The organism is Brevundimonas intermedia, from assembly GCF_027922165.1.
Taxonomy (GTDB): domain Bacteria; phylum Pseudomonadota; class Alphaproteobacteria; order Caulobacterales; family Caulobacteraceae; genus Brevundimonas; species Brevundimonas intermedia.
Window position 1 is genome coordinate 18,883 of the sequence record NZ_BSFD01000001.1, and the last position, 22,322, is coordinate 41,204.

Consider the following 22,322-nt stretch of genomic DNA (forward strand, 5'->3'; position numbering starts at 1 on the left):
CGCGCCCTCTGCTTTTGAGTTAGGCAAGGTCGCCGGCCAGGGCCCAGCGTTGCGAGCCTTCGCCGAACGGACGCACGAACCAGTCGCGGTACTGTTCAAAGGTCTCGATGATCTTCTGACGCAGGTCCGGCGTGTTGACCGCCTCGCCGCGCTGACGCTTGAGGGCCGCGACGCAGTCCACGACCAGATTCTGATGGGCCGAACCGCCCATGCTCTTGAGCACGGCGGCGATATCCTGGGCCAGGCTTTCCAGCACCGTCTTCGGTGTCGTCTGAGCCATCTGGGAACTCCCCTGTTCTCGACAATCAAAGGCCTCGCAAAATCCGCAGGGGGATTCAAGCGTGGCCTGAGCAATTATCTTCCCAGATCAGGATTAACCTGACGTAACGGCGGTCAAACTTTTTGGTTCTCCGAATTCTACCCGCGTTTGCGCACGAACACGGTCCCGGCCGAGTACCCCGCGCCGAAGCTGCAGATCAGGCCGGTCTCGCCGGGGGCGAAGCCGTCGTTGTGCAGGTGGAAGGCGATGATCGAGCCGGCCGAAGAGGTGTTGGCATAGTCGTCCAGGATGATGACGTTCTCGTCCGACGTCGGTTCGCGGCCCAGCACCTTCTTGCCGATCATCGTGTTCATGTTGATGTTGGCCTGGTGCAGCCACAACCGCTTCAATTCGTGCGGATCAAGGCCCAGTTCGCCGGCGTGGTCGACGATCATGTCCGAGACCATCGGCACCACGTCGCGGAAGACCTTGCGGCCCTGCTGGATGAACAGCTTGTCGTTCTGGACGCTGTCGTCGGCGACCGGCGAATCCAGATGGTCGGTGTCGCGGGCGTTGCGGTTCAGGAAGCCGAAATTGTTGCGGATATTGTTGGAGAAAACCGTCTTCAGCCGCGAGCCCAGCACATCCCAGCCGCCCGGTCCGGCCGTCTCTGACGACTCCACGATCACCGCGGTGGCCACGTCGCCGAAGATGAAATGGCTGTCGCGGTCGGTGAAGTTCAGGTGGGCCGAACAGACCTCGGGGTTGACCATCAGCACGGCCTTGACCGAACCGCCGGCGATGAAGTCCGCCGCCGTCTTGATGCCGAAGGTGGCCGAGCTGCACGCCACATTCATGTCGAAGGCGAAGCCCTCGATCCCCAGGGCCTGCTGCACCTCGATGGCCATGGCCGGATAGGGGCGTTGCATATTGGAGGCGGCGCACAGGACGGCGCCGATCTCGCTGACCGGCTTGCCCCAGGCCTCGATGGCCTGACGCGCGGCCTTGACCGCCATCTCGGCCAGGATCGACAGCTCGTCATTGCTGCGTTCCGGCAGGTTGGGGGCCATGCGTTCGGGGTCGATCACCCCGGCCTTGTCCAGCACGAACCGCTGTTTGATGCCCGAGGCCTTTTCGATGAACTCGGGCGAGGAATGGGGCTTGGCCTCCAGTTCCCCGGCCTCGATCTGGGCCGCGTGGCGGGCGTTCCAGCCGTCGGCCCAGGCGTTGTAGCTGTCGACCAGCTCGGCGTTGGAGACCGATTGTTCGGGGGTGAAGAGGCCGGTTGCGGCAATAACGGCGTGTTGCACGGGTAGACAGTTTCCTTTGCGAACGCCTTCAATAGGACGGCGGCGGCCTGCGGTCGAGACTGGCGATGATCCCGGCGGCCCAGCGTTGGATCTGGCCGCGCGGGGCCTTGGGCGGCGGCTGGTCGCGGGCGGCGATCAGGGCTTGGACCAGATCCTCGGCCTCGCAGGGCCAGCCGGTCGGGGTGACATAGAGGGGATAATGGATCAGGGCGGCCAGGATCAGATGATCGACGGTCGCGCGGCGGCTGCGGCGCGCAAACCCCAGCCGGTCGTCGGTCAGGCCCCAGCCGGCGTAGAAGGGCCGGCCATAGACCGACACCGTCTTGCCCCGCATCAGGGCCTCGAACCCGGTCAAGGAGGTCAGGGTCGCCACCCGCGCGCAGGCGTTCAGACAGTCGACGATGTCCAGCCCGTCCGCCACGGCGTCGACGGCGGACAGGGCCGAGGCCTCCAGTCGGCCCGGCCGGTTGCCGGCCAGGACGTCGGGGTGGTTGCGATAGACCAGGAAGGCGTCTGGATGATCGGCCCGCGCCGCCTCGACCAGGGCGGAGTTGGTGGCCAGATCGGGTTCGCAGCCCAGCAGGATCGACTTGTCATTCTCGACCTGGCCGACGACCAGCAGCACTTCGCGATCCGCAGGCCAGTCGGCCGGCGCCTGGCCCTTCAGATTATATTTCGATAGGCCCGCCTCGACGATGCGGGTCCGCAGGGCGGCGGCGCGGGCCAGCTGTTCCGGCGTCGCGTCCGTCGTCTCGATCAGGGTCTCCAGCCGCGACGGGCGCGACGGGTCATAATAGACGCCCTGGTCGTCCAGGGCGACCGACAGGGCGCCGACGAAGTCGGACCCCAGGCCGCGCGAGCGGATGAAGCCGTCCTCCATACGGACGGTCGGGCCGCTAAAGTCGGCGGCGGCCTGGCGCACGGCCTCGCTCTCCTTGCCCGCCCACCAGATCAGCCGGCCGTTCGTGGCGGCGGCATGGGCGGCGGCGCGGGACGGCGACATGAAATAGCGCATCCGCGCCTTGGGCGAGTTCAGCAAGCGGCGCACCGGCGGGCGTTTGGCCGGGGCGAAGCCGACGGCGGACCAGGGCCCCGCCAGACGGTCGGCGCGGTCACGCAGGGCGATCAACCGCTCCAGCGCCTGTTCGGCCTCGCACCGTTCGCCGGTGACGGGATCGACATAGCGGCTGTAGGCGATCAGGGCGGCGGCGGCGAGCTGTTCCACCGTGCGGGCGACGCCGCGTCGGCCCGTGTCCACGGCGTCGGTCGTCAGACCCCAGCCGGAATAGAAGGGCGCTCCGAAACAGCGCACCGGCAGGCCGCGCAACAGGGCCTCGAACCCCAGGGCCGAGGTGACGCAATAGACGGCGTCCACTGCCTCCAGCAGGTCGGCCGGCCGCACGTCGGCGTCCACCAGGGTGACGCCGGCCAGGTCGGTGACGCAGCCCCGCTTCTTGCCCGCCGCCACGGCGGGGTGGCGTTTGACGATCAGCTGGGCGTCGGGTTCGTCGCGCCGGGCGGCGGCCACCATGGCGTCGAAACTGTCTTGCGTCGCCAGACCGTAGCCGATGGAGGCGTCGCCGAAGGTCTGGTCCACGATCAGGACGCGGCGGCCGGGCCGCAGCAGGCCGAGGTCCAGCGGCCCGCCCATATTGGTCTTGGACACGCCCGAAGCGACGATCCTGTCGATCAGGGCGCGGGCGCGAGCGGTCGTTGTGGCGTCGCACCAGGTGCAGGCGGTCTGGATCAGGTGTTCGAGCCGGCTGGGCCGGGTGGCGTCGTAATAGACGCCGAGGTCATCGACGATCAGGCTGAGACTGGCGGCCCCCGCCTCCCCTATCCCAACCGAACGGAGGAAGCCGTCTTCCAGCGCCACATAGGGCCGGTTGTTCGCTTCCGCCCAACGACGACCGGCGGCGGCCGTCGGCTTCATGCCCCAGCCCAGCACGGCCTGGACCTCGGCGCCCGGCAGGCGGCGCAGGTCGTAGTCGTTCAGGAAGACGTCGAGGAAGGGGACCTTCAGCACGCCGGGCGCGCAGACCCAGGCGGGAGTTTTGGCGGCGATGTCCGAAACTGGGGTCAAGGCGGGTCCGACGGAGTGAGCGCGAGGTTTAGGGCGGTTGGGGGCGGCGGGCTAGACCTGAGCGCTCAAGACCGAGTTCGCGGCTAAGAGCCCCTCCACCACCGCGCAAAGCGGCGCGGCGGTCCCCCTCCCCGCAAAGCGGGGAGGAGACGCGACGGACATCTGTCTCCTCCCCACGCAGTGGGGAGGTGGATCGACGCGCAGCGGCGAGACGGAGGGGCTCTTTTCTACCCCGCGATCTGACCGAAGTCCGCCACCTGGCCCATCACATCCCGCACCTGGCCCAGCAGCTTCAGCCGGTTGTCGCGTTCCTCAGCCACGTCGGAGTTGACCAGCACGTCCTCGAAGAATCGGTCCACCGGGGCGCGCAGCCCAGCCAGGGCGGTCATGGCGGCGGCGAAGTCCTCGGTCTCGAGCGCGGTTTCGACGGCGGTGCGGGCGGCGCCGACGGCGAAGGCCAGAACGGTCTCGGGCTCGGGCTGGTTCGGCAGGCCGGTCTGGACCATGCCGGTCGGAACGGGACCCTTCTTCTCCTCGGCGCGCAGGATGTTGGAGGCGCGCTTGTAGCCGGCCAGCAGATTGGCCCCGTCGTCGGTGGCGAGGAAGGCGGCCAGCGCCTCCACCCGACGCACGATGCGGACGAGGTCGTCGTCGCCCAGGGCGAAGACGGCGGCGACGAGGTCGTGGCGCTGGCCCCGGTCGCGGAGGAGGACGGTCAGGCGGTCTCTGATGAAATCAACGAGTTCATCTAAGAGCTTAATATCGCTGTAATCGTCATCCCGAGAAAGCTCCCAAGCCTTCTGATAGGCTAGAAGGTTAGGTCCTGGCCAAACATCGGTGATCGACTTAAGAGACAAGAAGGCGTCTCGCTCAAGTATGATCCGGATAACCCCAAGAGCTGCACGACGAAGCGCGTACGGATCCCTAGATCCGGTTGGTTTTTCTCCAATAGCCAAGAACGACATAAGCATGTCGAGCTTGTCGGCCAATGCAACTACTGTCGAAACACCGCCCACGGGCAACGAGTCATTCGGCCCAAGCGGCTTGTAGTGGTCGCGGATCGCGTCAGCAACCGCATCATCGTAACCTGCCAGACGTGCGTAGTAGCCCCCCATGGTGCCCTGCAACTCAGGAAACTCACCCACCATACTCGACGCCAAGTCAGCTTTTGAGAGTTTTGCCGCCTCTCCAGAAAGCGCAGGAGAGATATTGAGCTGCCGGCCAAGAGTACGGGCCTGCCGCTCGATGCGCTCGACGCGCTCGGCCAATGTGCCCAGTTTGGCGTGGAAGGTGACGCCGGACAGTTTGGCGTTCCAGGCGTCGAAGCCGACCTTCTGGTCCTCGTCCCAGAAGAACCGGGCGTCGTTCAGGCGGGCGGACAGGACGCGGCTGTTGCCGGCGGCCAGGGCCTTGCCGCCGTCGGTGGCCTCGACATTGGCGACGACCAGGAAGTTGGGGGCCAGGCCTTCTTTCGCCGGGTCACGAACGGCGAAATATTTCTGGTGCACCTTCATCGACAGACGCACGACTTCCGGCGGCAGGGCCAGGAACTGCGGGTCCATGTCGCCCAGGATCGGGGTCGGCCATTCGGCCAGGCCCGCCACCTCGTCCAGCAGACCATCGTCATCGACCAGGCTCAGGCCGCGCGCGGCGCAGGCGGCCTTGGCCTGTTCCAGAATGCGCAGCTTGCGGTCGGCCACGTCCAGCAGGACGAACTCCCGCTCCAGTTGGGTGCGGTAGTCGACGAAGTCGCTGACCTTCAGAAGTTGGCCCGAGCCGAGGAAACGGTGGCCCTCGGTGATCGCGTCGGACGGGATGCCGTCGATCTCGAACGGCACGACCTTGCCGTCGAACAGGCACAGGATGCGCTTGATCGGGCGGACCCAGCGCAATGTGCCGGACCCCCAGCGCATCGACTTGGGCCAGGGGAAGGTGCGGATGACCTGGTCCACCGTCTCGGCGACCAGATCCGTGGTCGCCCTGCCCTTGGACGACAGGACGGCGAACAGGACGCCGTCGCGCTCGGTCAGTTGATCGCGGGTCAGGCCGGTCTTGCGCAGGAAACCGTCCAGCGCCTGTTCCGGGGCCGAGGCGCGCGGCCCCTTGACCTCTTCCTCACGGTCGGGCGTGGCGGCGGGCAGGCCGTCGATGACCAGGGTCAGACGGCGCGGACCGGCGTAGGTGGTCAGGGCGTCCCAGGTCAGGCCTGCGGCCTTCAGCCGGTCGGAGACCATGCGCTCCAGGTCGCGCGCGGCGCCCTGCTGCATGCGGGCGGGGATTTCTTCGGAGAAGATTTCGAGGAGGAGTTGGGGCATCAGTCAGCTTGTCTGCGTTGGATCGACAGGTTGAGGTCGCGCACCACACCTGTCTCGTCGGCATGGAAACCGACCAAAATTTCAAAGGGCACAGGGCTGAGCGCCGCGCCGCTGATTATATCTGCGAACTGCTGGCCGATCACGAACTGAGCACTGACGCCATGTTCGTGCTCAAACACATGACCAAGGGGCTCATCGTCTTCTAGCGGAACCGCGAGAAACGAGCCTTGCAAGGGGCAGTCCTTCTCGCCGTCCAGTTCGAAAGTCGTCTGAAACGCCCACTGCACTTCCTGCAAAGCGACCTTGGTCATGGGGATATACAGCGCGTCATTGGCTACGACCGCTCCACCGCCGACCGGCTTGATCAGCTTTGGGCGGCGGTCAGCCAGAGAGATGACGGTCTCATCCCTCATGCCTCGGCCCGTTCCCGCTCGACATAGGCCAGGGCGCAGGCTTTGCAGAGTTCGCGGATGCGGCCGATGTAGCTTTGGCGTTCGGCGACGGCGATGGCGCCGCGGGCGTCCATCAGGTTGAACAGGTGGCTGGCCTTCAGCACCTGGTCATAGGCCGGCAGGACCAGGGGCTGGCCCTGGGGTCCAGTCATGGCCAGAAGGCGCGAGACCTCGGCCACCATGTCCTCAAACCGGCGCTTCAGACCGTCCACGTCATAGCCGTGGAAGTTGGCTTCCGACTGCTGGCGTTCGTTCTCCAGGAAGACCTCGCCATAGGTCAGGCCCTCCTTGGTGAACTTGAGGTCATAGACGTTGTCCACGCCCTGGACATACATGGCCAGACGCTCCAGCCCGTAGGTCAGCTCGCCGGAGACCACGTCCACCTCGATGCCGCCGACGCCCTGGAAATAGGTGAACTGCGTCACCTCCATCCCGTCGCACCAGACCTCCCAACCCAGGCCCCAGGCCCCCACGGTCGGGTTCTCCCAGTCGTCCTCGACGAAGCGGATATCGTGCAGCTTCGGATCGATCCCGATCGCCGCCAGCGACCCCAGGTACAGCTCCTGAAGATTGTCCGGGTTCGGTTTCAGGATGACCTGGTATTGGTAATAGTGTTGGAGGCGGTTCGGGTTTTCTCCATAGCGGCCATCACCGGGGCGGCGGCTGGGCTGGACATAGGCGGCCTTCCACGGCTTGGTGCCGAGCGCGCGCAGGACGGTGGCGGGGTGGAGCGTGCCGGCCCCGACCTCGATGTCGTAGGGCTGAAGAATGGCGCAGCCCTGCTCGCCCCAATAGCGGTGCAGGGTCAGGATCAGATCCTGGAAGGCGAGCGGCTCGGTCGAGGTGGTCAAATCGGGCTCGGGAGGGGCTGGAAAAAGGACGGCGGACCATAGGGCCCGGCGCCGCGCGCTTCAACACGCGCTGGGGATTTATGGCTCAGGCGGCGGCGAGGCGGGTCGCGGCGATCCAGGCGGCGGGATGGGCGGCGGCCAGGGCGGCGGCGGCGGCGGCGGCGTCTTCGCTGGACCGGCACAGGCCGAAGACGGTGGCGCCCGAGCCGGACATCCGCGCCAGGGCCACGCCGGGCGTGGCCGCCACGGCCTGCACTGCGTCGGCTATGGCGGGGGTCAGGGCCTCGGCGGGCGGCTGAAGATCGTTGCGCAGGCCCGCCAGCCAGTCGATGACGGCCGCAGGGCTCCAGTCAGCGGGGGGCGCAGGCCGGTCGGCGGCGCGGAGCGGCCCGGCGTCATAGGCGCGGTAGACGGCGCCGGTGGGTGAAGGCACGCCCGGATTGAACAGCACGGCCCACAGCGGCGGCAGGCGCGGTTCGTCGGTCAGGACATCGCCCCGGCCCTCGGCCCAGGCGGTGCGCATCCGCAGGCACATGGGGCCGTCGGCGCCGATCACCCCCGCCACCGCCTCCAGGGCCGCATCGTCGATGTCCAGCGCCAGAACCTGACGCGCCAGCTTCAGCGCGGCGCCGGCGTCGGACGAGCCCCCGCCCAGGCCAGCGGCGATGGGCAGGCGCTTGTCCAGCGTGACCTTCAGCGGCGGTTCGGCGGTTCCTGTCGCTTCGCCCAAGGCGCGAAGGGCGCGCAGAATCAGATTGTCAGGCTCAGCCGCCAGGCCCGCGCCGAACGGGCCGGTCACGGTCAGGGACATCCGCTCCGCCGGCTCGACCGTCACCCGGTCGCTGACATCGGCGAAGGCGACCAGGCTGGACAGCGGGTGATAGCCGTCGGCGTCCAACGGGCCGACGTGCAGGAACAGATTGATCTTGGCTGGAGCCAGGGCCGAAAGCGCGGACATCGGACGAACTGCGGCCTATTGCGACACGCCGGTCGCGGGCGTGGCGTCGTCCAGGCCGTTGGCGATCTTGCGCTCGACCTCGGACTTGCGCTCGGGCTCCGGGTCCAGGCTCAGGACGCGGTTCCACAGCCAGACCGCCTCGCGGCGGCGGCCTACCTGCCAATAGGCGTCGCCCAGGTGGTCGTTGATTTCGGCGTTGGCGGGTTCTTTTTCGACCGCCTCCTCCAGGGTGACGACGGCGGTGTCGAAATAGCCCTGTTTGAACTGGGCCCAGCCCAGCGAGTCCTGGATATTGCCGTTCTCGGGATCGGCGGCGTGGGCCTGGGCCAGCAGACCCGCGCCCTGATCGACGCGCAGCCCCCGGTCCACCCATAGATAGCCGAGGTAGTTCAGGGTGTCGGCGTTGTTCGGATCCGCCTGATGCGCGGCCCATAGCTCGGCCTCCGCCTCGGGGATGCGGTTCAGGGATTCCAGGGCCACGCCGCGCAGGAAGTGGATCTGGGCGCCCTGGTTCGCCGTGTTCAGCAGCGGGCCGTTCAGCAGGTCGAGCGCTTCCTGATGCTGTTCCAGTTGCAGCAGCTGGCCGGCCATGACCAGGGCGATGCGCGGGTCGTTCGGCTGGGCCGCAGCGGCGGCGCGCAGTTCGGTCAAGGCGGCGTCGAGTTGTTCGTCCTCTGCCAGATTGAGGGCCAGCTGGGCGCGGGCGTTGGCGTAGAGGACCGGGTCTTCCGGCCCGACACGCGACAAGGCCGTGCGGGCCGCCGCCTTCAGCCCGACCCGGTCCAGCACCTGGGCCAGCTGGATCTGGGTGGCGGAATCCTCGTGAAGGTTCAGCGCGAGACGCAGATAGACCACCGCGAACTCGTTGCCGCGCTCCGCCACGGCCTGGGCGGCGGCGGTGGTCAGGGCCTGGGCCGCGCCCTGGCGGAAGTCCGGCGCAGCGGGGGGACGCCCGCCGGAGCGCGCCCTCACCAGGGCGCGGGTGGTGGCCAGATCGACCGCCTGACCCTGAACAGCGGCAATATAGACAGCCAGGGCCTCGTCCCGCTTGCCGCGTCGCTCCAGGAACTCGCCATAGGCGCGGTGGAACAGGGCGCCGATAGTCGGCATGTCGGACAGGGCCTTCAACTCGGTTTCGGCCTCGGCATAGTCGCGGCGCTTCTCCAGCAGCAGGGCGCGGTTCTGGCGAGCGAAGGCCAGGGTCAGGGCGTCGCCCTGGGTCGGAGGGGCGGCCAGGGCGCGGGTCCAGTCGCCGGCGGCGGCCGCGATCCAGGGCGCGACCATCAGACCGGCGCGGCTGTGGGGGGCGGCGATGGGCCGGGCGGCCAGGGCGGCGTTGGCCGCGCGGGGGTCGCCGTGGACAAAGGTTTGAATAGCCGAGATCAGCCGGCCGCCCTCGGTAAAGGCTGGCGAGGCGTCGGCGGTCGGGGCAAGGCGCGCCGCGACGTCCAGATCGCCGCTGAGCAGGGCCGAGGTGAAGGCCTGTTCGCGCACGCGCGGCTGTTCCGGGGTCAGGGCGTTGGCTTGCGACAGCCAATCGGCGCCCTTCTCTCCCTCGCCCGTCATCAGGGCCAGTTTCCCGGCCAGATACAGGCCATAGGCGCTGCGGCCCTGGGCGTCGGTCGGGATTGGCGACCAGATTTCGGGAATGGGCGGCGCGGCCGGTTCTTCATCGGCCGCGACGTCGATGGCCGGGTCGCCGTTGGGCGCATCGGTTTGCGGCGCGCCGTCTTCCGGTTCGTCCTCGGCGGGCGTGGCTTCAGGCGTCTGGCCCGGCGCGAGAATGATGGCGGGCGGATGGGCGTCGGACGGATTGACGGGCGCCGAAGCCGGCCCCGTTTCCTGCGCCGCGACCCCATGGGCCATGGCCAGAGCGAGAACGGTGAGAGAGGCGGCGAACAGGCGCGAACGGGAGGCGATCATGCCGCGACCCTTCACGCTTTCACCCGCCCCCGCAAGAGGGCGGATGGTTGCTTTGCCAACTCCGCTCATCCCGGCGAAAGCCGGGACCCAGTGCTTTTGCATCCCCGGCGCGTCGGATGACCACCGACCCTCAACCTCGACCGCCTTGCGCCCAAAGATCTGGGTCCCGGCTTTCGCCGGGATGAGCGGGTTAGATGCGTTGCGTCACATGTTCGGATAGTTCGGGCCGCCGCCGCCCTCGGGCGTGGTCCAGACGATGTTCTGCGACGGATCCTTGATGTCGCAGGTTTTGCAGTGGACGCAGTTCTGAGCGTTGATGACGAAGCGCGGATCGGTCTTGGCGACCTCGTCCGCATAGACGACCTCGTAGACGCCCGCCGGGCAATACAGCCGCGCCGGTTCGCCGTATTTGGGCAGGTTGACCTGGATCGGCTTGGACGGGTCCAGCAGTTTCAGGTGGGCCGGCTGGTCCTCGGCGTGGTTGGTGTTGGAGATGAACACCGACGACAGCTTGTCGAACGACAATTTCCCGTCCGGCTTGGGGTAGACGATCGGCTGATAGTCGCAGGCCAGGCCGGTTGAGGCGGCGTCGGTCTTGTCGTGTTGCAGCGTCGGGATCGGCGACCAGCCGCCCAGCAAGGTCCGGCACCACATATCGACCATGCCCAGCGCCCCGCCCAGGGTGGTGCCGAACTTGGACAACAGGGGCTTGGCGTTCCGGACGACCGACAGCTCCTTGTAGACCCAGCTCTTTTCCAAGGCGGTCTGGTATTCGACCAGTTCGTCCCCGCCGCGTCCGGCCTGAACCGCGTCATAGGCGGCGTCGGCGGCCAGCATGCCGGTCTTCATCGCGTTATGGGTGCCCTTGATGCGGGGCACATTCACAAAGCCGGCCGAGCAGCCGATCAGGACGCCGCCGGGGAAGCTGAGCTTCGGAATCGACTGCAACCCGCCCTCGGTGATGGCCCGCGCGCCGTAGGAGATGCGCGTGCCGCCTTCCAGATGCGGGGCGACGGAGGGGTGGTGCTTGAAGCGCTGGAACTCGTCGAACGGCGACAGGAAGGGGTTCTTGTAGTTCAGGTGCACGACATAGCCGATGGCCACGTAGCGGTCGCCGAAATGATACATGAAGCTGCCGCCGCCGGTGTGCTCGTCGAGAGGCCAGCCGGTGGTGTGCTGGGCCAGGCCCGGCTGATGCTGTTCGGCGGGCACCTGCCACAGCTCCTTCAGGCCGATGCCGTATTTCTGGGGCGACTTGCCGTCCTGGAGCTTGTGCTTGGCGATGATGGTCTTGGCCAGGGAGCCGCGCACGCCCTCGGCGATGAAGACATATTTGCCGTGCAGTTCGATGCCCGGCTGGAAGTCGTCAGTCGGCTTGCCCTCGCGGTCGATGCCGAAGACGCCGGCGACGACGCCCTTGACCCGGCCCGTCTCTTCTTCCCAGACGACGTGGCTGGCGGCCATGCCGGGATAGACCTCGACGCCCAGGGCCTCGGCCTGTTCACCCAGCCAGCGCGAGACATTGCCGAGCGAGGCGATGTAGCAGCCATGGTTGTGCATGAAGGGCGGCAGCAGCGGCATGGGCAAAGACGCCTCGCCCTGCGGGCCCAGCAGCAGGAATTTGTCCTTGGTGACCGGGGTCTCCAGCGGGGCGCTGCGATCCTTCCAATCGGGGAAGAGTTCGTTCAGCGCCTTGGGATCGATCACGGCGCCCGACAGGATATGGCCGCCGACCTCGGCGCCTTTTTCCAGCACCGCGACGGTGATTTCCTTGCCGTCCTTTTCCGCCCGCTGCTTCAGGCGGATGGCGGCCGACAGGCCGGCGGGGCCGCCGCCGACGATGACGACGTCATACTCCATCACCTCGCGCTCGACGCCGGCCAGGGCCTCCAGCGGCGGCAGATTGTCGATGATCGCTTCCTGGCGGGCGTTCTCTGCACCGCCCTCGATGGCTTCTTCGGCCATGTCTTCCCCTGAAATCCAGCTTGTTCGTGTGGTTATGACGCTTATCGGAAGGTGACGCGAGGGCGGTCAAGGCCTATCGGTACCTTAGACATGAACGCGCAACCCCATGACATCGCTGCAGTCGAAAGCCTGCTCGCCTTCTGGCGGGATGCGGGGGTAGACGCCTGCTATGGCGATGCGCCGGTCGATCACACCCATCTGGCCCCGCCCCCGGCCCTGAAGGCGGTACAAAAGGCCACCGCATCGGTGGTCGCTCCCATCGGCGGATATACTCCCGAAGAAGCCGTCGCCGAGGCGCGTCGTCTGGCCGCAGGCGCCGCGACGCTGCAGGATCTGGCGGCCGCGGTGGCGGCGTTCGAGGGCTGTTCCCTGCGCGGCATGGGCGCGACCCAGTCGGTGTTCGGGCGCGGTGATCCGAACGCCCAGGTGCTGGTGATCGGCGAAGGCCCCGGCGCGGACGAGGACCGGACCGGCCAGCCCTTCGTCGGCACGGCCGGCAAGCTGCTGGACCGGATGCTGGCGGCGGCGGGCCTGACCGACAAGGTCTTCATCACCAACACCGTCTTCTGGCGCCCGCCCGGCAACCGCACGCCGACGCCGCAGGAACAGGCCGTCTGCGCCCCCTTCGTTGAGCGGACCTTCGCCCTGCTTCAGCCCAAGGCGGTCCTATTGCTGGGGGCGGCCTCGGCCAAGGCTGTGCTGCAAACCGAAGACGGGATCATGAAGCTGCGCGGCCAGTGGCGCGAATGGCGGCTCGCGGAGGGCGGCCTGTCCGCCCCCGCCCTGCCGACCCTTCATCCCGCCTTCCTGCTGCGACAGCCCCAGGCCAAACGGCAGGTCTGGGCCGATCTGCTGGCCCTTTCCGCGCGGCTGGACGGCGCAGGTTGAGGTTACCGCCGGTTTAAGGCATGCTGGTCGTTTGACGACCAACGCCACACGATCCCCGCCTGACGAGAACGGGCAGGGCGACGCCAACGGGGCCGCCGCGTATGAATATGTTCCGCCGGGCGAGTGTCGCCTCGACGCTGATTTTTGCACTTGCAGCTTCAGGCTGGGCCGCCGCCGGTTCGGCGATGGCGGAAACGCCTTTTGAGGGAATGTCCGGCGCCGCTTCCGGTTCCGCCCGCCCCACGGCCCTTAGCTCGGCTGACCGCCTGTCCTACACCACTGCCTTCGACGCCCTGCGGCGAGGCGATATCGAGGCGGCCCGCGCGTCGGCCCGCCAGGCCCAGGATCGGGTTCTGCTGGGTCAGGTCGAGTTCGAAAGCCTGTTCCATCCCGACCACGTCGCCACCTATGAGGAACTGACGGCCTGGCTGGAGACCTATTCCGACCTGCCCTGCGCCGGCCGCGTCTACGCACTGGCCCTGCGCCGCCGCCCGGACGGCGCGCCTGAGCCGGTCAAGCCCGGCGGCCTCCTGGGCCGGACCTGGAACAGCGTCGTCTCCGCCGTCTCGGGCGAACCCGCCGTCGATCCGATGAAGGCGGCGCGCATCGCCTATAACAACGACGACCTGACCGGGGCCTCGGCCCTGGGGCGCGAGATCGGGGACTGGTGGACGGTCGGGCTGGCGGAATGGCGTCTGGGGCAGTTCCACGAATCCTTCACCGCCTTCGAACGGGTCGCCAATGACCCGACCGAGGACCCCTGGGTGCGCGCCGGCGCCGCATTCTGGACCGCGCGCGCCGCCGCCCAGTCAGGCCGGCAGGACCGGGTGGAAGACTATCTGCGCCTGTCGGGCCAATGGCCGGCGACCTTCTACGGTCAGATCGCCCTGCGTCAGCTGGGCGAGGAGCCGGTGATCGAAAACCTGGGGCCCCGCCCCTATCAGGCCGCGCCCCGCCTGCAACGCGCCGTCTATTCGCCCCAGGGCGCGGGCGTCGAGGCCAATGAGCTGGAGGCCTTCGTCCGCAGCGACGCCCGGGCCAAACGCACCGTCGCCTATTATGAGGTGGGGCGCCGCTCCGAGGGCGAAAACGAACTGCGCTCGGGCCTGCGCACCGCCGCAGGCGACGCGGCGCGGATGTGGACGGCGCTGGCCCGCGTGATGATGTCGGGGAACGGCGGCGATGCGGCGCGGATCGACGCGACACGCTTCCCCATGCCGGTGCTCGAGCCGGAGGGCGGCTTCGTCATCGAGAAGGCCCTGGTCTACGCCCTGGCGCGCAAGGAGACCGACTTCAACCCCGACGCCCGCTCCAGCGCCGGCGCCTATGGGATGATGCAGGTCATGCCGACCACAGCGGCCGAGATGACCGGGGACCGGACCTTCGTCACGGATCCGTCCAAGCTGCTGGTTCCAGCCACCAACATGCGGCTGGGCCAAGCCTATATCAATCGGATGCTGCAGCTGCCGGCCTTCCAGGGCGACCTGCTGCGGGCCGTGGCCTCGTACAACGCCGGGCCGGGGCCGATGCTGACGGCGGTGCGCAAGCTGGGACCGGACGCCGATCCCCTTTTGCTGATCGAGACGATCGACGTGCCCCAGGCGCGCGACTATGTGGAAAAGGTCGTCGCCGGCTACTGGATCTACCAGCGTATGTTCGGCGGGCCGCTGAACACCCTGGACGCCGTGGCTTCCGGCGCGAAGCTGGTGCCGGTGTCGCTGGACTATGTTCCGCCCGCGCCGCCGGCCGAGCCGATCCTGGTCGCCCAGGAGCCCAGGGTGGCGGGCGGTCGTTAAGGCCCGGAAGGCCTAGAAGATGGCCGTGAGCAGCATCGCCCAGAAGGCCGCGCTGACGACGGCGGCCAGGGCGTAGCCCGTGACCGGATTGATCAGTCGCGTTGCGACAACCTGAGCCCGGGCTTTTTCGCCCTGGGTGGTCTCGATGGCCGGAGCCCGCATTGGTCTTCCTCCCGGCGGAACAGTCGGTTCCGTGTGTGATCCACGGATAACGCCGTCAGCTTAATACAGGGTGCGCGGGACTGGTTTCCGGGCCGTTAAGCCAGAGCCTCAGCCTCCCATAGACGAAAGTCGGGCTGAGCCAGCAGGCTCGCCGCATAGGCTCCGGCGGTCCCGTCGTCGCCGTAGTCGGCGAGGTCAATCTGGAAATGCCGCAACCGCGCGGCGACGGGCGTATAGAAGGCGTCGGCGATCGACCATTCGCCGAACAGCCAGGGCCCGTCTGCGCCAAAACGACGGCGCATCTGCCCGAACAGGGTCACCAGCCGCGACAGATCGCGATCCAGGGCCGGGTCGGACGGGGTCTCCGACCGGGCGTCGCCGACCATGGGCCGGTCAGAACTCGTGCCGCAAAAGTTTCGCAGAGCGGAAAAGCCGGAATGCATTTCGGCCGTCGCGGATCGGGCCAGGGCGCGGGTGATTGAGTCGGCTGGCCACATCCGCGCCTGAGGATAGTGTTCGTTGGCCCATTCGGCGATGGCCAGGGTGTCCCAAATGAGTTCACCGCCCACTTTGAGCACCGGCACGAAGCCGGACGGCGACACCTCCCGCAGCGCCGCCTTCTGCGCCTCCGTCTCATAACGAGCGTCAATCACCGTGAAATCCGCGCCCGTGCGCTTCATCACCAGCCAACCCCGCAACGACCAGGTTGAGTAGGTCCGTGGTCCAATGATGAGTTCCATTTGGGTCCCTTTGCTGCGGTTTAGATCGCACTCTGCTTAGCTGCCTCAAGGCGGCCCGGAGTGCGATCCGTCTTGCGTTATATGGAGGTTCAATAGGCGAGTTACAGCAACAACGGTCCTACCGATATCAGGGCCAGGCTTTTATCCGTTCGTGCGGGGCGAACCGGCATGGTAACTGCAGAGCGAACGGCACTACTCCGGTTACTGGATCGATTTCGGCCAACTTTTCATCACCGCTAGGCTGTTCTTGTGCAGTGCGGTATATGAGTGTGTCGCTCGCTTCCCGACCGGAACGACCCTTAAAATCCGGCCCTGGCCGAGCCCTGATGATGGTGCGATGACTGATACGAACGAATATTCACCATCCCCTCGCGAAGCTGGTGGGGAGACGATCGACCTGCATCGCCTGATTGCGGTATTCCGTCGTCGGCTGAAGCTGTTCGCGGCCGTTGCGGCGGGGGTTTTCCTGATCGTCGCCCTCGTCACGCTGAGCGAAACGCCGAAATACACGGCCACTGCGAACCTTCAGATCAACACCCGTACTCAGGAGGTAGTCGACTCGAAAGCCGTCCTGTCCGGGCTGACGCCCGAGACCAGCGTGGTCGATACCGAAGTCGAGGCGCTGAAGTCGCCGGAGCTGGCGGCGGCCGTGGTCGATGAGTTGCGTCTGATCGAAGATCCAGAGTTCAACGATCGTCTTCAAACGCCAGGTCTGGTCGGAACCGTCAAGGGCTGGTTCGGCCTGGCCCCCGACCGCAGCGCCCCGACGACAGAGGCAGGTCGCGAGGCGGAACGCCAAAGAGTCATCAGTGGGATAGGCCAGCGGCTCAGCGCCCGCCGTGTGGGCCTGACCTATTCCATGAACCTGTCGTTCACGTCGGAAAGCCCCGTCAAGTCGGCCCGGATCGCCAACCTGCTCGCCGACAAATATCTCGAATCCCAGTTGAACCGTAAGCTGGACGCCACCGGCGACGCCAACAGCTTCCTGGGTTCACGCCTGAACGAACTGCGTCAGCAGATGCAGACGGCGGACGCTGCGGTTTCCAACTATCGCATCGCCAACAACCTGCTCAGCTCCGAGGGCTTCACCCTGACCGAGCAGGAAATCTCCGCCTATAATCAGCAGTTGGCGTCGGTTCGCGCGCAAGAGGCCGAGCAGGTGGCCCGTCTTCGCACTGCGCGCGCCCAGCTGGCCTCCGGCTCCAGCGGCGACGACGTCGGCGAAGCCCTGACATCGCAGGTCGTTCAGAACCTTCGGGCGCAACGCGCCGCCATCAGCGCCCGCGTCGCGGACATGAGCAGCCGTTACGGCCCGCTACACCCCGACATGGTGCGTTCGCAACGCGAACTGGCCGACATCGACGCGCAGATCCAGGCCGAAATCCGTCGCATCATCTCGAACCTGGAAGCCCAGGTCCGGGTCGCTCAGGAACGCACCGCTTCGGTGCAGTCCAGCCTTTCGGCGGCTCGCGGCGCCCTGGCCAGCAACAGCGGCGCTTCCGTCCAACTGCGTGAGCTGGAAGGCAACGCCGAGGCGGCGCGTGCGGTCTACCAAAGCTTCCTGGACCGCTATCGCCAGACCAGCGCCCAGGCGGGCACCGAACAGGCGGACGCCACCCTGGTGTCGCGCGCCTCCATCCCGACGTCGCAAAGCGCGCCGAATGTAATGCTGAACCTGGCGCTCAGCCTGGTTCTCGGTCTCGGCGCAGGTCTCGCCGCCGTCGTTCTGTTGGAGATGATGGAAGCCGGCGTCGGCACGACCGATGACGTCGAGCGCAAACTCGGCCTGGCGGCCGTCGGCTCCATTCCGCTGGTCTCGTCGATCGCGGAATCGGCGGATCGCGGCGTCAGCCCCATCGACTTTGCGGTCAAACGACCACTGTCGGTGTTCGCCGAGTCCTTCCGGTCGCTGCGGACCTCGATCAACTATGCGGCGGGAAGCCAGGGCTGCAAAGTCGTGGTGGTCACCTCGGCGCTTCCCGGCGAAGGCAAGACGACGACGACCGTCGGCCTTGCTCAAGTGTCCGCCATCGCCGGAAGCCGGGTTCTGCTGATGGACTGCGACCTGCGTCGCCGCGCCGTCACCCGCGCCATGGGCTTGAACACCGAAGCCGGCCTGGTGGAACTGCTTCAAGGCAAGACGACGCTCGAAGCGATCATGACGCGCGACGAGGAATCGGGCGCCTATATCCTGCCGCTGTCCAATGTGGTGGCGACCCAGGATGTGTTCGGCACACAAGCCATGGACGATCTATTGGCCAAGCTGCGCGGCTCGTTCGACCTGATCCTGATGGACACCGCGCCAGTTCTGGCCCTGGCCGACACACGGGTTCTGGCGGCCAAGGCCGACATGACCATCGTGCTGACGCGCTGGCGCAAGACCCCTGCCCGCGCCACCAATACGGCGATCAAGATGCTGCAGCAGTCCGGCGCCTACATCCTGGGCGTCGCCCTGACCCAGGTCGATGTCAACGCCCAGGCCAAGCAGGGCTATGGCGACGCCGGCTACTACTACAGCGAGTACAAGAAATACTACTCGGCCTAGCCCAGGCCAGGACGGACGAACCGAGCGCTGCGGCGCGCGGTTCGTCCGCCTTACTTAGACGGTCAGAATCACTGACGCCATCCATCGCCTTAAGGGGGAAATGGCGATAGACGGGCATCCTGTTGTTCAAGAAGGATGTTCGATGCGCGCGACCGGCATGATCGGGTGGTTGTCATGAAGACCCCGATCCTCGTCACCGGCGCGGCCGGCTTCATCGGCATGCACACGGCCGAACGGCTGCTTGATCGCGGCGAGACCGTGATCGGGGTCGATAATTTCAACGACTACTATGACCCGGCGCTGAAGGAAGCCCGCGCCGCGCGGCTGGAAGCGCGCGAGGGCTTCACCCTGGTGCGGGCCGACATCGCCGACCACGAACAGATGCTGGCCCTGGTGCGCGACACCGGCGTGGAGCGGATCGTCCATCTGGCCGCCCAGGCCGGGGTTCGCTATTCGATCGAGAACCCCTTCGCCTATGAGCGGTCCAACCTGGCGGGCCATCTGTCGATGCTGGAGGCCGCGCGCCACAACGGCGTGACCCATCTGGTCTATGCCTCGTCCAGCTCGGTCTATGGCGACCGGCCGCTGGAGGGGGCGGGCTTCCGCGAGGATGATCCGACGGTGGAGCCGGTGTCGCTGTATGCGGCGACCAAGCGTTCGTGCGAACTGCTGAGCCAGAGCTACGCCAAACTGTACGGCTTCCCCCAGTCGGGCCTGCGCTTCTTCACCGTCTATGGCCCCTGGGGCCGGCCCGACATGGCCTATTTCAGCTTTACGCAGAAGATCGCGCGCGGCGAGGCGATCGAGGTCTATGGCGAAGGCAAGATGGCGCGCGACTTCACCTATATCGACGACATCGTCGACGGGATCGTGGGCGTGCTGGACCATCCGCCGGCGCAGGGCGGACACGAAGTCTACAACATCGGCGACAGCTCGCCCGTCGGCCTGATGGAGATGATCACCACGCTGGAAGGCGCCCTGGGCGCAGAGGCGGAGAAGGTCATGCGGCCCATGCAGCCCGGCGACGTCACGGCCACCTATGCCGACGTCTCCAAGCTGAACGCCTTGACGGGGTACAAGCCCAAGGTGACGCTGGCCGAGGGCCTGCCCCGGTTCGTGGACTGGTGGCGGGGATACGAGAACGGGTGAGCCCCCTCGCCGCCCCGATCAGATGCTGAAATCCTCGGTCGAGAACCGGCCGTCCAGCCAGGCGACGATGCGTTCGGCGGCGTCCTCGGGCGACATGCTGGTGGTGTCGACGGTGATCTCGGGAGCCTCGGGGGCTTCGTAGGGGCTGTCGATGCCGGTGAAATTCTTCAGTTCGCCGGCGCGGGCCTTTTTATACAGGCCCTTGACGTCGCGCTGCTCGGCGACGGCCAGGGGGGTGTCGACATAGACTTCGACGAACTCGCCGGGCCCCAGCAGTTCGCGGGCCATGCGGCGTTCGGCGCGGAAAGGGGAGATGAAGCTGACCAGGACGATCAGGCCGGCGTCCACCATCAGTTTCGACACCTCGGCGACGCGGCGGATGTTCTCGACCCGGTCCTCCTCGGTGAAGCCCAGATCGCGGTTCAGGCCGTGGCGGACATTGTCGCCGTCCAGCAGATAGGTGTGGCGGCCGTCGGCGTGCAGCCGCTTTTCGACCAGATCGGCGATGGTGGATTTGCCGGCGCCGGACAGGCCGGTCAGCCAGACGACGCGGCCCGTCTGGTTCTTGATCGTGGCGCGCGCCGCCTTGTCGACCGACAAGGCTTGCCAGTGGATGTTGTGGGCCCGGCGCAGGGCGAAGTTCAGCAGGCCGGCCCCGACCGTCCGGTTCGAGATCCGGTCGATGAGGATAAACCCGCCCAGATCCTTGTTCTGGACATAGGGGGCGAAGGCGACGGGGGAGTCCAGCGAGAGGTTGCAGACGCCGATCTCGTTCAACTCCAGCCGCTTGGCCGGCTGCTGCTCGAGGGTGTTGACGTTCACCTTGTGCTTGGGCTCGGTGATGGTGGCGCCCACCAGTTTGGCGCCGATCTTGAGCAAATAGGGCCGACCCGGCAGCAGAGGCTCGTCGTCCATCCAGACCACGGTGGCCTCGAACTGATCCGCCGCCTCGGGCGGGGCGTCAGCGCTGGCCAAAACGTCGCCGCGCGAAACGTCGATCTCGTCGGCCAAAGTCAGGGTGATCGACTGGCCGGCGACGGCTTGATCCAGGTCGCCGTCGGCGGTGACGATGCGGGCCACGCTCGAAGTGCGGCCCGACGGCAGGACGCGGACGGGATCGCCGGGGCGCACGGTCCCGGCGGCGATCTGGCCGGAGAAGCCGCGGAAGTCGAGATCGGGGCGGTTGACCCATTGCACCGGCAGGCGGAACGGATCGGCCTGCAGATCGTCGCCGACTTCCAGCGTCTCCAGCAGGCTCATCAACGGCGGGCCGGCGTACCAGGGCGAATGGGGACTGGGCTCGGTGATATTGTCGCCGCGCAGGGCCGACAGGGGGATGGCGTCGAAGGCCTGCAGCCCGATCTGGCCGGCGAAGGCGCGGAAGTCGGCGACGATGTCGTCGAACACGGACTGCGACCAGCCCATCAGGTCCATCTTGTTCACCGCCAGGATGACGTGGCGGATGCCCAGCAGACTGACCAGATAGGCGTGCCGCCGAGTCTGGGTCAGGACGCCACGGCGCGCGTCGATCAGGATGACGGCGGCGTCGGCGGTCGAGGCGCCGGTGACCATGTTGCGGGTGTACTGCTCGTGGCCCGGCGTGTCGGCGACGATGAATTTGCGCTTTTCGGTCGAGAAGAAGCGATAGGCCACGTCGATGGTGATGCCCTGCTCCCGCTCGGCGGCCAGGCCGTCGACCAACAGGGCGAAGTCGATGTCGCCCCCCTGGGTGCCGACACGGCGGCTGTCCGCCTCCAGCGCCGCCATCTGATCCTCGAAGATCATCTTGGAGTCGTAGAGCAGCCGGCCGATCAGGGTGGACTTGCCGTCGTCCACGCTGCCGCAGGTGATGAAACGCAGCAGGCTCTTGTGCTGGTGGGCGTCCAGATAGGCGTCGATGTCGCGGGCGATCAGGTCCGATTGGTGAGCCATCAGAAATAGCCCTCCTGCTTCTTCTTCTCCATCGAGGCGGACTGGTCGTGGTCGATCATCCGGCCCTGGCGTTCGGAGGTGGTGGTCAGCAGCATTTCCTGGATGACCTCGGGCAGGGTCGCGGCGGTGCTCTCGACCGCTCCGGTCAGGGGGTAGCAGCCCAGGGTGCGGAACCGGACCGACTTCATCTGCGGCGTCTCGCCGGGGCGCAGCCGGAACCGGTCGTCATCGACCATGATCAGGGCGCCGTCCCGCTCGACCACCGGCCGTTCCGCCGCCAGATACAGGGGCACGATCGGGATCTGCTCCAGGTGGATATATTGCCAGACGTCCAGCTCGGTCCAGTTGGAGATGGGGAAGACGCGGATGCTCTCGCCCGGCCGTTTGCGGGTGTTGTAGAGCCGCCAGAGCTCGGGGCGCTGGTTCTTGGGGTCCCAACGGTGCTCGGCGGTGCGGAAGGAGAAGATTCGCTCCTTGGCCCGGGACTTCTCTTCGTCGCGCCGGGCGCCGCCGAAAGCCGCGTCGAAGCCGTGCAAGGTCAGGGCCTGCTTCAATCCCTCAGTCTTCCAGAGGTCGGTGTGCAGGGCCGAGCCGTGGTCGAAGGGATTGATCCCGCGCGCGACGGCTTCCGGGTTTTGGTGGACCAGCAGTTCGACGCCCAGATCGGCGGCGGCCTGTTCGCGCATCGCGTACATGGCGCGGAACTTCCACGTCGTATCGACATGCAGCAAAGGGAAAGGCGGCCTGGACGGATAGAAGGCTTTCCGCGCCAGGTGCAGCATCACCGCCGAATCCTTGCCGATCGAATACAGCATGACCGGGCGCTCGGCCTCAGCCGCCACCTCGCGCATGATGTGGATGCTCTCGGCCTCAAGGCGCTGAAGATGGGTCAGCCGCGCGGGGCTGGGCCGGGCCAGTCTGGATTTATTCAGGGCTTCGGTCAGAATAGCGGCGTCCACTAGGTCAGGCTCCATAGAGGGCCGACGTAAAACGA

Annotated in this window: 17 protein-coding genes; 4 read left to right on the plus strand and 13 right to left on the minus strand. The window is 67.0% G+C overall.

Annotation, left to right across the window (positions count from 1 at the left end):
- Window positions 1-19: 19 nt before the first annotated feature.
- The 9 genes from PKE72_RS00080 to PKE72_RS00120 form a co-directional block, all read right to left on the minus strand.
- The gene (locus tag PKE72_RS00080) at window positions 20-280 is read right to left on the minus strand and encodes a hypothetical protein (RefSeq protein WP_271163439.1); all 261 of its coding nucleotides are present in this window, start codon (window positions 278-280) and stop codon (window positions 20-22) included.
- Window positions 281-417: 137 nt separating this feature from the next.
- Window positions 418-1,569, minus strand: a complete 1,152-nt coding sequence (locus PKE72_RS00085) for a beta-ketoacyl-ACP synthase III (protein WP_271163440.1) — start codon at window positions 1,567-1,569, stop codon at window positions 418-420.
- Between the two features lie 28 nt (window positions 1,570-1,597).
- Window positions 1,598-3,652 (minus strand): capsule polysaccharide biogenesis protein, encoded by a 2,055-nt coding sequence (locus tag PKE72_RS00090; protein ID WP_271163441.1) that lies wholly within the window; start codon window positions 3,650-3,652, stop codon window positions 1,598-1,600.
- 227 nt (window positions 3,653-3,879) lie between these two features.
- Window positions 3,880-5,967, minus strand: coding sequence for a glycine--tRNA ligase subunit beta (glyS, locus tag PKE72_RS00095; protein WP_271163442.1), 2,088 nt, complete (start codon window positions 5,965-5,967; stop codon window positions 3,880-3,882).
- A complete protein-coding gene (locus tag PKE72_RS00100; protein ID WP_271163443.1) occupies window positions 5,967-6,380 on the minus strand; it encodes a hypothetical protein in 414 nt (137 codons plus the stop codon). Before PKE72_RS00100 ends, glyS begins: the two co-directional genes overlap by 1 nt.
- Window positions 6,377-7,270 carry a glycine--tRNA ligase subunit alpha gene (locus PKE72_RS00105; protein ID WP_271163444.1) on the minus strand — a complete coding sequence of 298 codons (894 nt, stop codon included), beginning with the start codon at window positions 7,268-7,270 and terminating at the stop codon, window positions 6,377-6,379. The genes PKE72_RS00100 and PKE72_RS00105 overlap by 4 nt, the downstream gene beginning before the upstream one ends.
- An 85-nt stretch (window positions 7,271-7,355) precedes the next feature.
- Window positions 7,356-8,228, minus strand: a complete 873-nt coding sequence (locus PKE72_RS00110; RefSeq protein WP_271163445.1) for a 4-(cytidine 5'-diphospho)-2-C-methyl-D-erythritol kinase — start codon at window positions 8,226-8,228, stop codon at window positions 7,356-7,358.
- 15 nt (window positions 8,229-8,243) lie between these two features.
- A complete protein-coding gene (locus PKE72_RS00115; RefSeq protein ID WP_271163446.1) occupies window positions 8,244-10,151 on the minus strand; it encodes a tetratricopeptide repeat protein in 1,908 nt (635 codons plus the stop codon).
- A gap of 204 nt (window positions 10,152-10,355) precedes the next feature.
- A complete protein-coding gene (locus tag PKE72_RS00120; RefSeq protein ID WP_271163896.1) occupies window positions 10,356-12,011 on the minus strand; it encodes an electron transfer flavoprotein-ubiquinone oxidoreductase in 1,656 nt (551 codons plus the stop codon).
- 195 nt (window positions 12,012-12,206) lie between these two features.
- Between PKE72_RS00120 and PKE72_RS00125 the strand changes: the two genes are divergently transcribed.
- The gene (locus tag PKE72_RS00125) at window positions 12,207-13,004 is read left to right on the plus strand and encodes a uracil-DNA glycosylase (protein WP_271163447.1); all 798 of its coding nucleotides are present in this window, start codon (window positions 12,207-12,209) and stop codon (window positions 13,002-13,004) included.
- Between the two features lie 209 nt (window positions 13,005-13,213).
- Window positions 13,214-14,800, plus strand: coding sequence for a lytic transglycosylase domain-containing protein (locus PKE72_RS00130; RefSeq protein ID WP_271163448.1), 1,587 nt, complete (start codon window positions 13,214-13,216; stop codon window positions 14,798-14,800).
- A gap of 12 nt (window positions 14,801-14,812) precedes the next feature.
- Here the strand turns inward: PKE72_RS00130 and PKE72_RS00135 are convergent, their stop codons facing one another.
- Window positions 14,813-14,962 carry a hypothetical protein gene (locus PKE72_RS00135; protein WP_271163449.1) on the minus strand — a complete coding sequence of 50 codons (150 nt, stop codon included), beginning with the start codon at window positions 14,960-14,962 and terminating at the stop codon, window positions 14,813-14,815.
- Between the two features lie 95 nt (window positions 14,963-15,057).
- Window positions 15,058-15,702 (minus strand): glutathione S-transferase, encoded by a 645-nt coding sequence (locus PKE72_RS00140; protein ID WP_271163450.1) that lies wholly within the window; start codon window positions 15,700-15,702, stop codon window positions 15,058-15,060.
- 337 nt (window positions 15,703-16,039) lie between these two features.
- Here PKE72_RS00140 and PKE72_RS00145 point away from each other — a divergent pair, with 337 nt between their 5' ends.
- Window positions 16,040-18,247, plus strand: a complete 2,208-nt coding sequence (locus tag PKE72_RS00145; protein ID WP_271163451.1) for a GumC family protein — start codon at window positions 16,040-16,042, stop codon at window positions 18,245-18,247.
- 174 nt (window positions 18,248-18,421) lie between these two features.
- Complete coding sequence (locus PKE72_RS00150; protein WP_373878056.1) at window positions 18,422-19,396, plus strand: SDR family NAD(P)-dependent oxidoreductase; 975 nt, start codon at window positions 18,422-18,424, stop codon at window positions 19,394-19,396.
- Window positions 19,397-19,414: 18 nt separating this feature from the next.
- Here the strand turns inward: PKE72_RS00150 and cysN are convergent, their stop codons facing one another.
- Together cysN and cysD are read right to left on the minus strand one after the other, a co-directional pair.
- The gene (gene cysN, locus PKE72_RS00155; RefSeq protein ID WP_271163453.1) at window positions 19,415-21,328 is read right to left on the minus strand and encodes a sulfate adenylyltransferase subunit CysN; all 1,914 of its coding nucleotides are present in this window, start codon (window positions 21,326-21,328) and stop codon (window positions 19,415-19,417) included.
- On the minus strand, window positions 21,328-22,302 hold the full coding sequence (gene cysD, locus PKE72_RS00160; protein ID WP_373878057.1) for a sulfate adenylyltransferase subunit CysD: 975 nt from the start codon (window positions 22,300-22,302) through the stop codon (window positions 21,328-21,330). The genes cysN and cysD overlap by 1 nt, the downstream gene beginning before the upstream one ends.
- Between the last annotated feature and the right edge of the window lie 20 nt (window positions 22,303-22,322).

What these genes read in the sequence shown, in the direction of transcription:
- PKE72_RS00080 (WP_271163439.1), bottom strand. Translation starts at nt 280, where the DNA reads ATGGCTCAGACGACACCGAAGACGGTGCTGGAAAGCCTGGCCCAGGAT.
- glyS (WP_271163442.1), bottom strand. Translation starts at nt 5,967, where the DNA reads ATGCCCCAACTCCTCCTCGAAATCTTCTCCGAAGAAATCCCCGCCCGC.
- PKE72_RS00100 (WP_271163443.1), bottom strand. Translation starts at nt 6,380, where the DNA reads ATGAGGGATGAGACCGTCATCTCTCTGGCTGACCGCCGCCCAAAGCTG.
- PKE72_RS00110 (WP_271163445.1), bottom strand. Translation starts at nt 8,228, where the DNA reads ATGTCCGCGCTTTCGGCCCTGGCTCCAGCCAAGATCAATCTGTTCCTG.
- PKE72_RS00115 (WP_271163446.1), bottom strand. Translation starts at nt 10,151, where the DNA reads ATGATCGCCTCCCGTTCGCGCCTGTTCGCCGCCTCTCTCACCGTTCTC.
- PKE72_RS00120 (WP_271163896.1), bottom strand. Translation starts at nt 12,011, where the DNA reads ATGGAGTATGACGTCGTCATCGTCGGCGGCGGCCCCGCCGGCCTGTCG.
- PKE72_RS00125 (WP_271163447.1), top strand. Translation starts at nt 12,207, where the DNA reads ATGAACGCGCAACCCCATGACATCGCTGCAGTCGAAAGCCTGCTCGCC.
- PKE72_RS00130 (WP_271163448.1), top strand. Translation starts at nt 13,214, where the DNA reads ATGTCCGGCGCCGCTTCCGGTTCCGCCCGCCCCACGGCCCTTAGCTCG.
- PKE72_RS00135 (WP_271163449.1), bottom strand. Translation starts at nt 14,962, where the DNA reads ATGCGGGCTCCGGCCATCGAGACCACCCAGGGCGAAAAAGCCCGGGCT.
- PKE72_RS00140 (WP_271163450.1), bottom strand. Translation starts at nt 15,702, where the DNA reads ATGGAACTCATCATTGGACCACGGACCTACTCAACCTGGTCGTTGCGG.
- PKE72_RS00145 (WP_271163451.1), top strand. Translation starts at nt 16,040, where the DNA reads ATGACTGATACGAACGAATATTCACCATCCCCTCGCGAAGCTGGTGGG.
- PKE72_RS00150 (WP_373878056.1), top strand. Translation starts at nt 18,422, where the DNA reads ATGAAGACCCCGATCCTCGTCACCGGCGCGGCCGGCTTCATCGGCATG.
- cysN (WP_271163453.1), bottom strand. Translation starts at nt 21,328, where the DNA reads ATGGCTCACCAATCGGACCTGATCGCCCGCGACATCGACGCCTATCTG.
- cysD (WP_373878057.1), bottom strand. Translation starts at nt 22,302, where the DNA reads ATGGAGCCTGACCTAGTGGACGCCGCTATTCTGACCGAAGCCCTGAAT.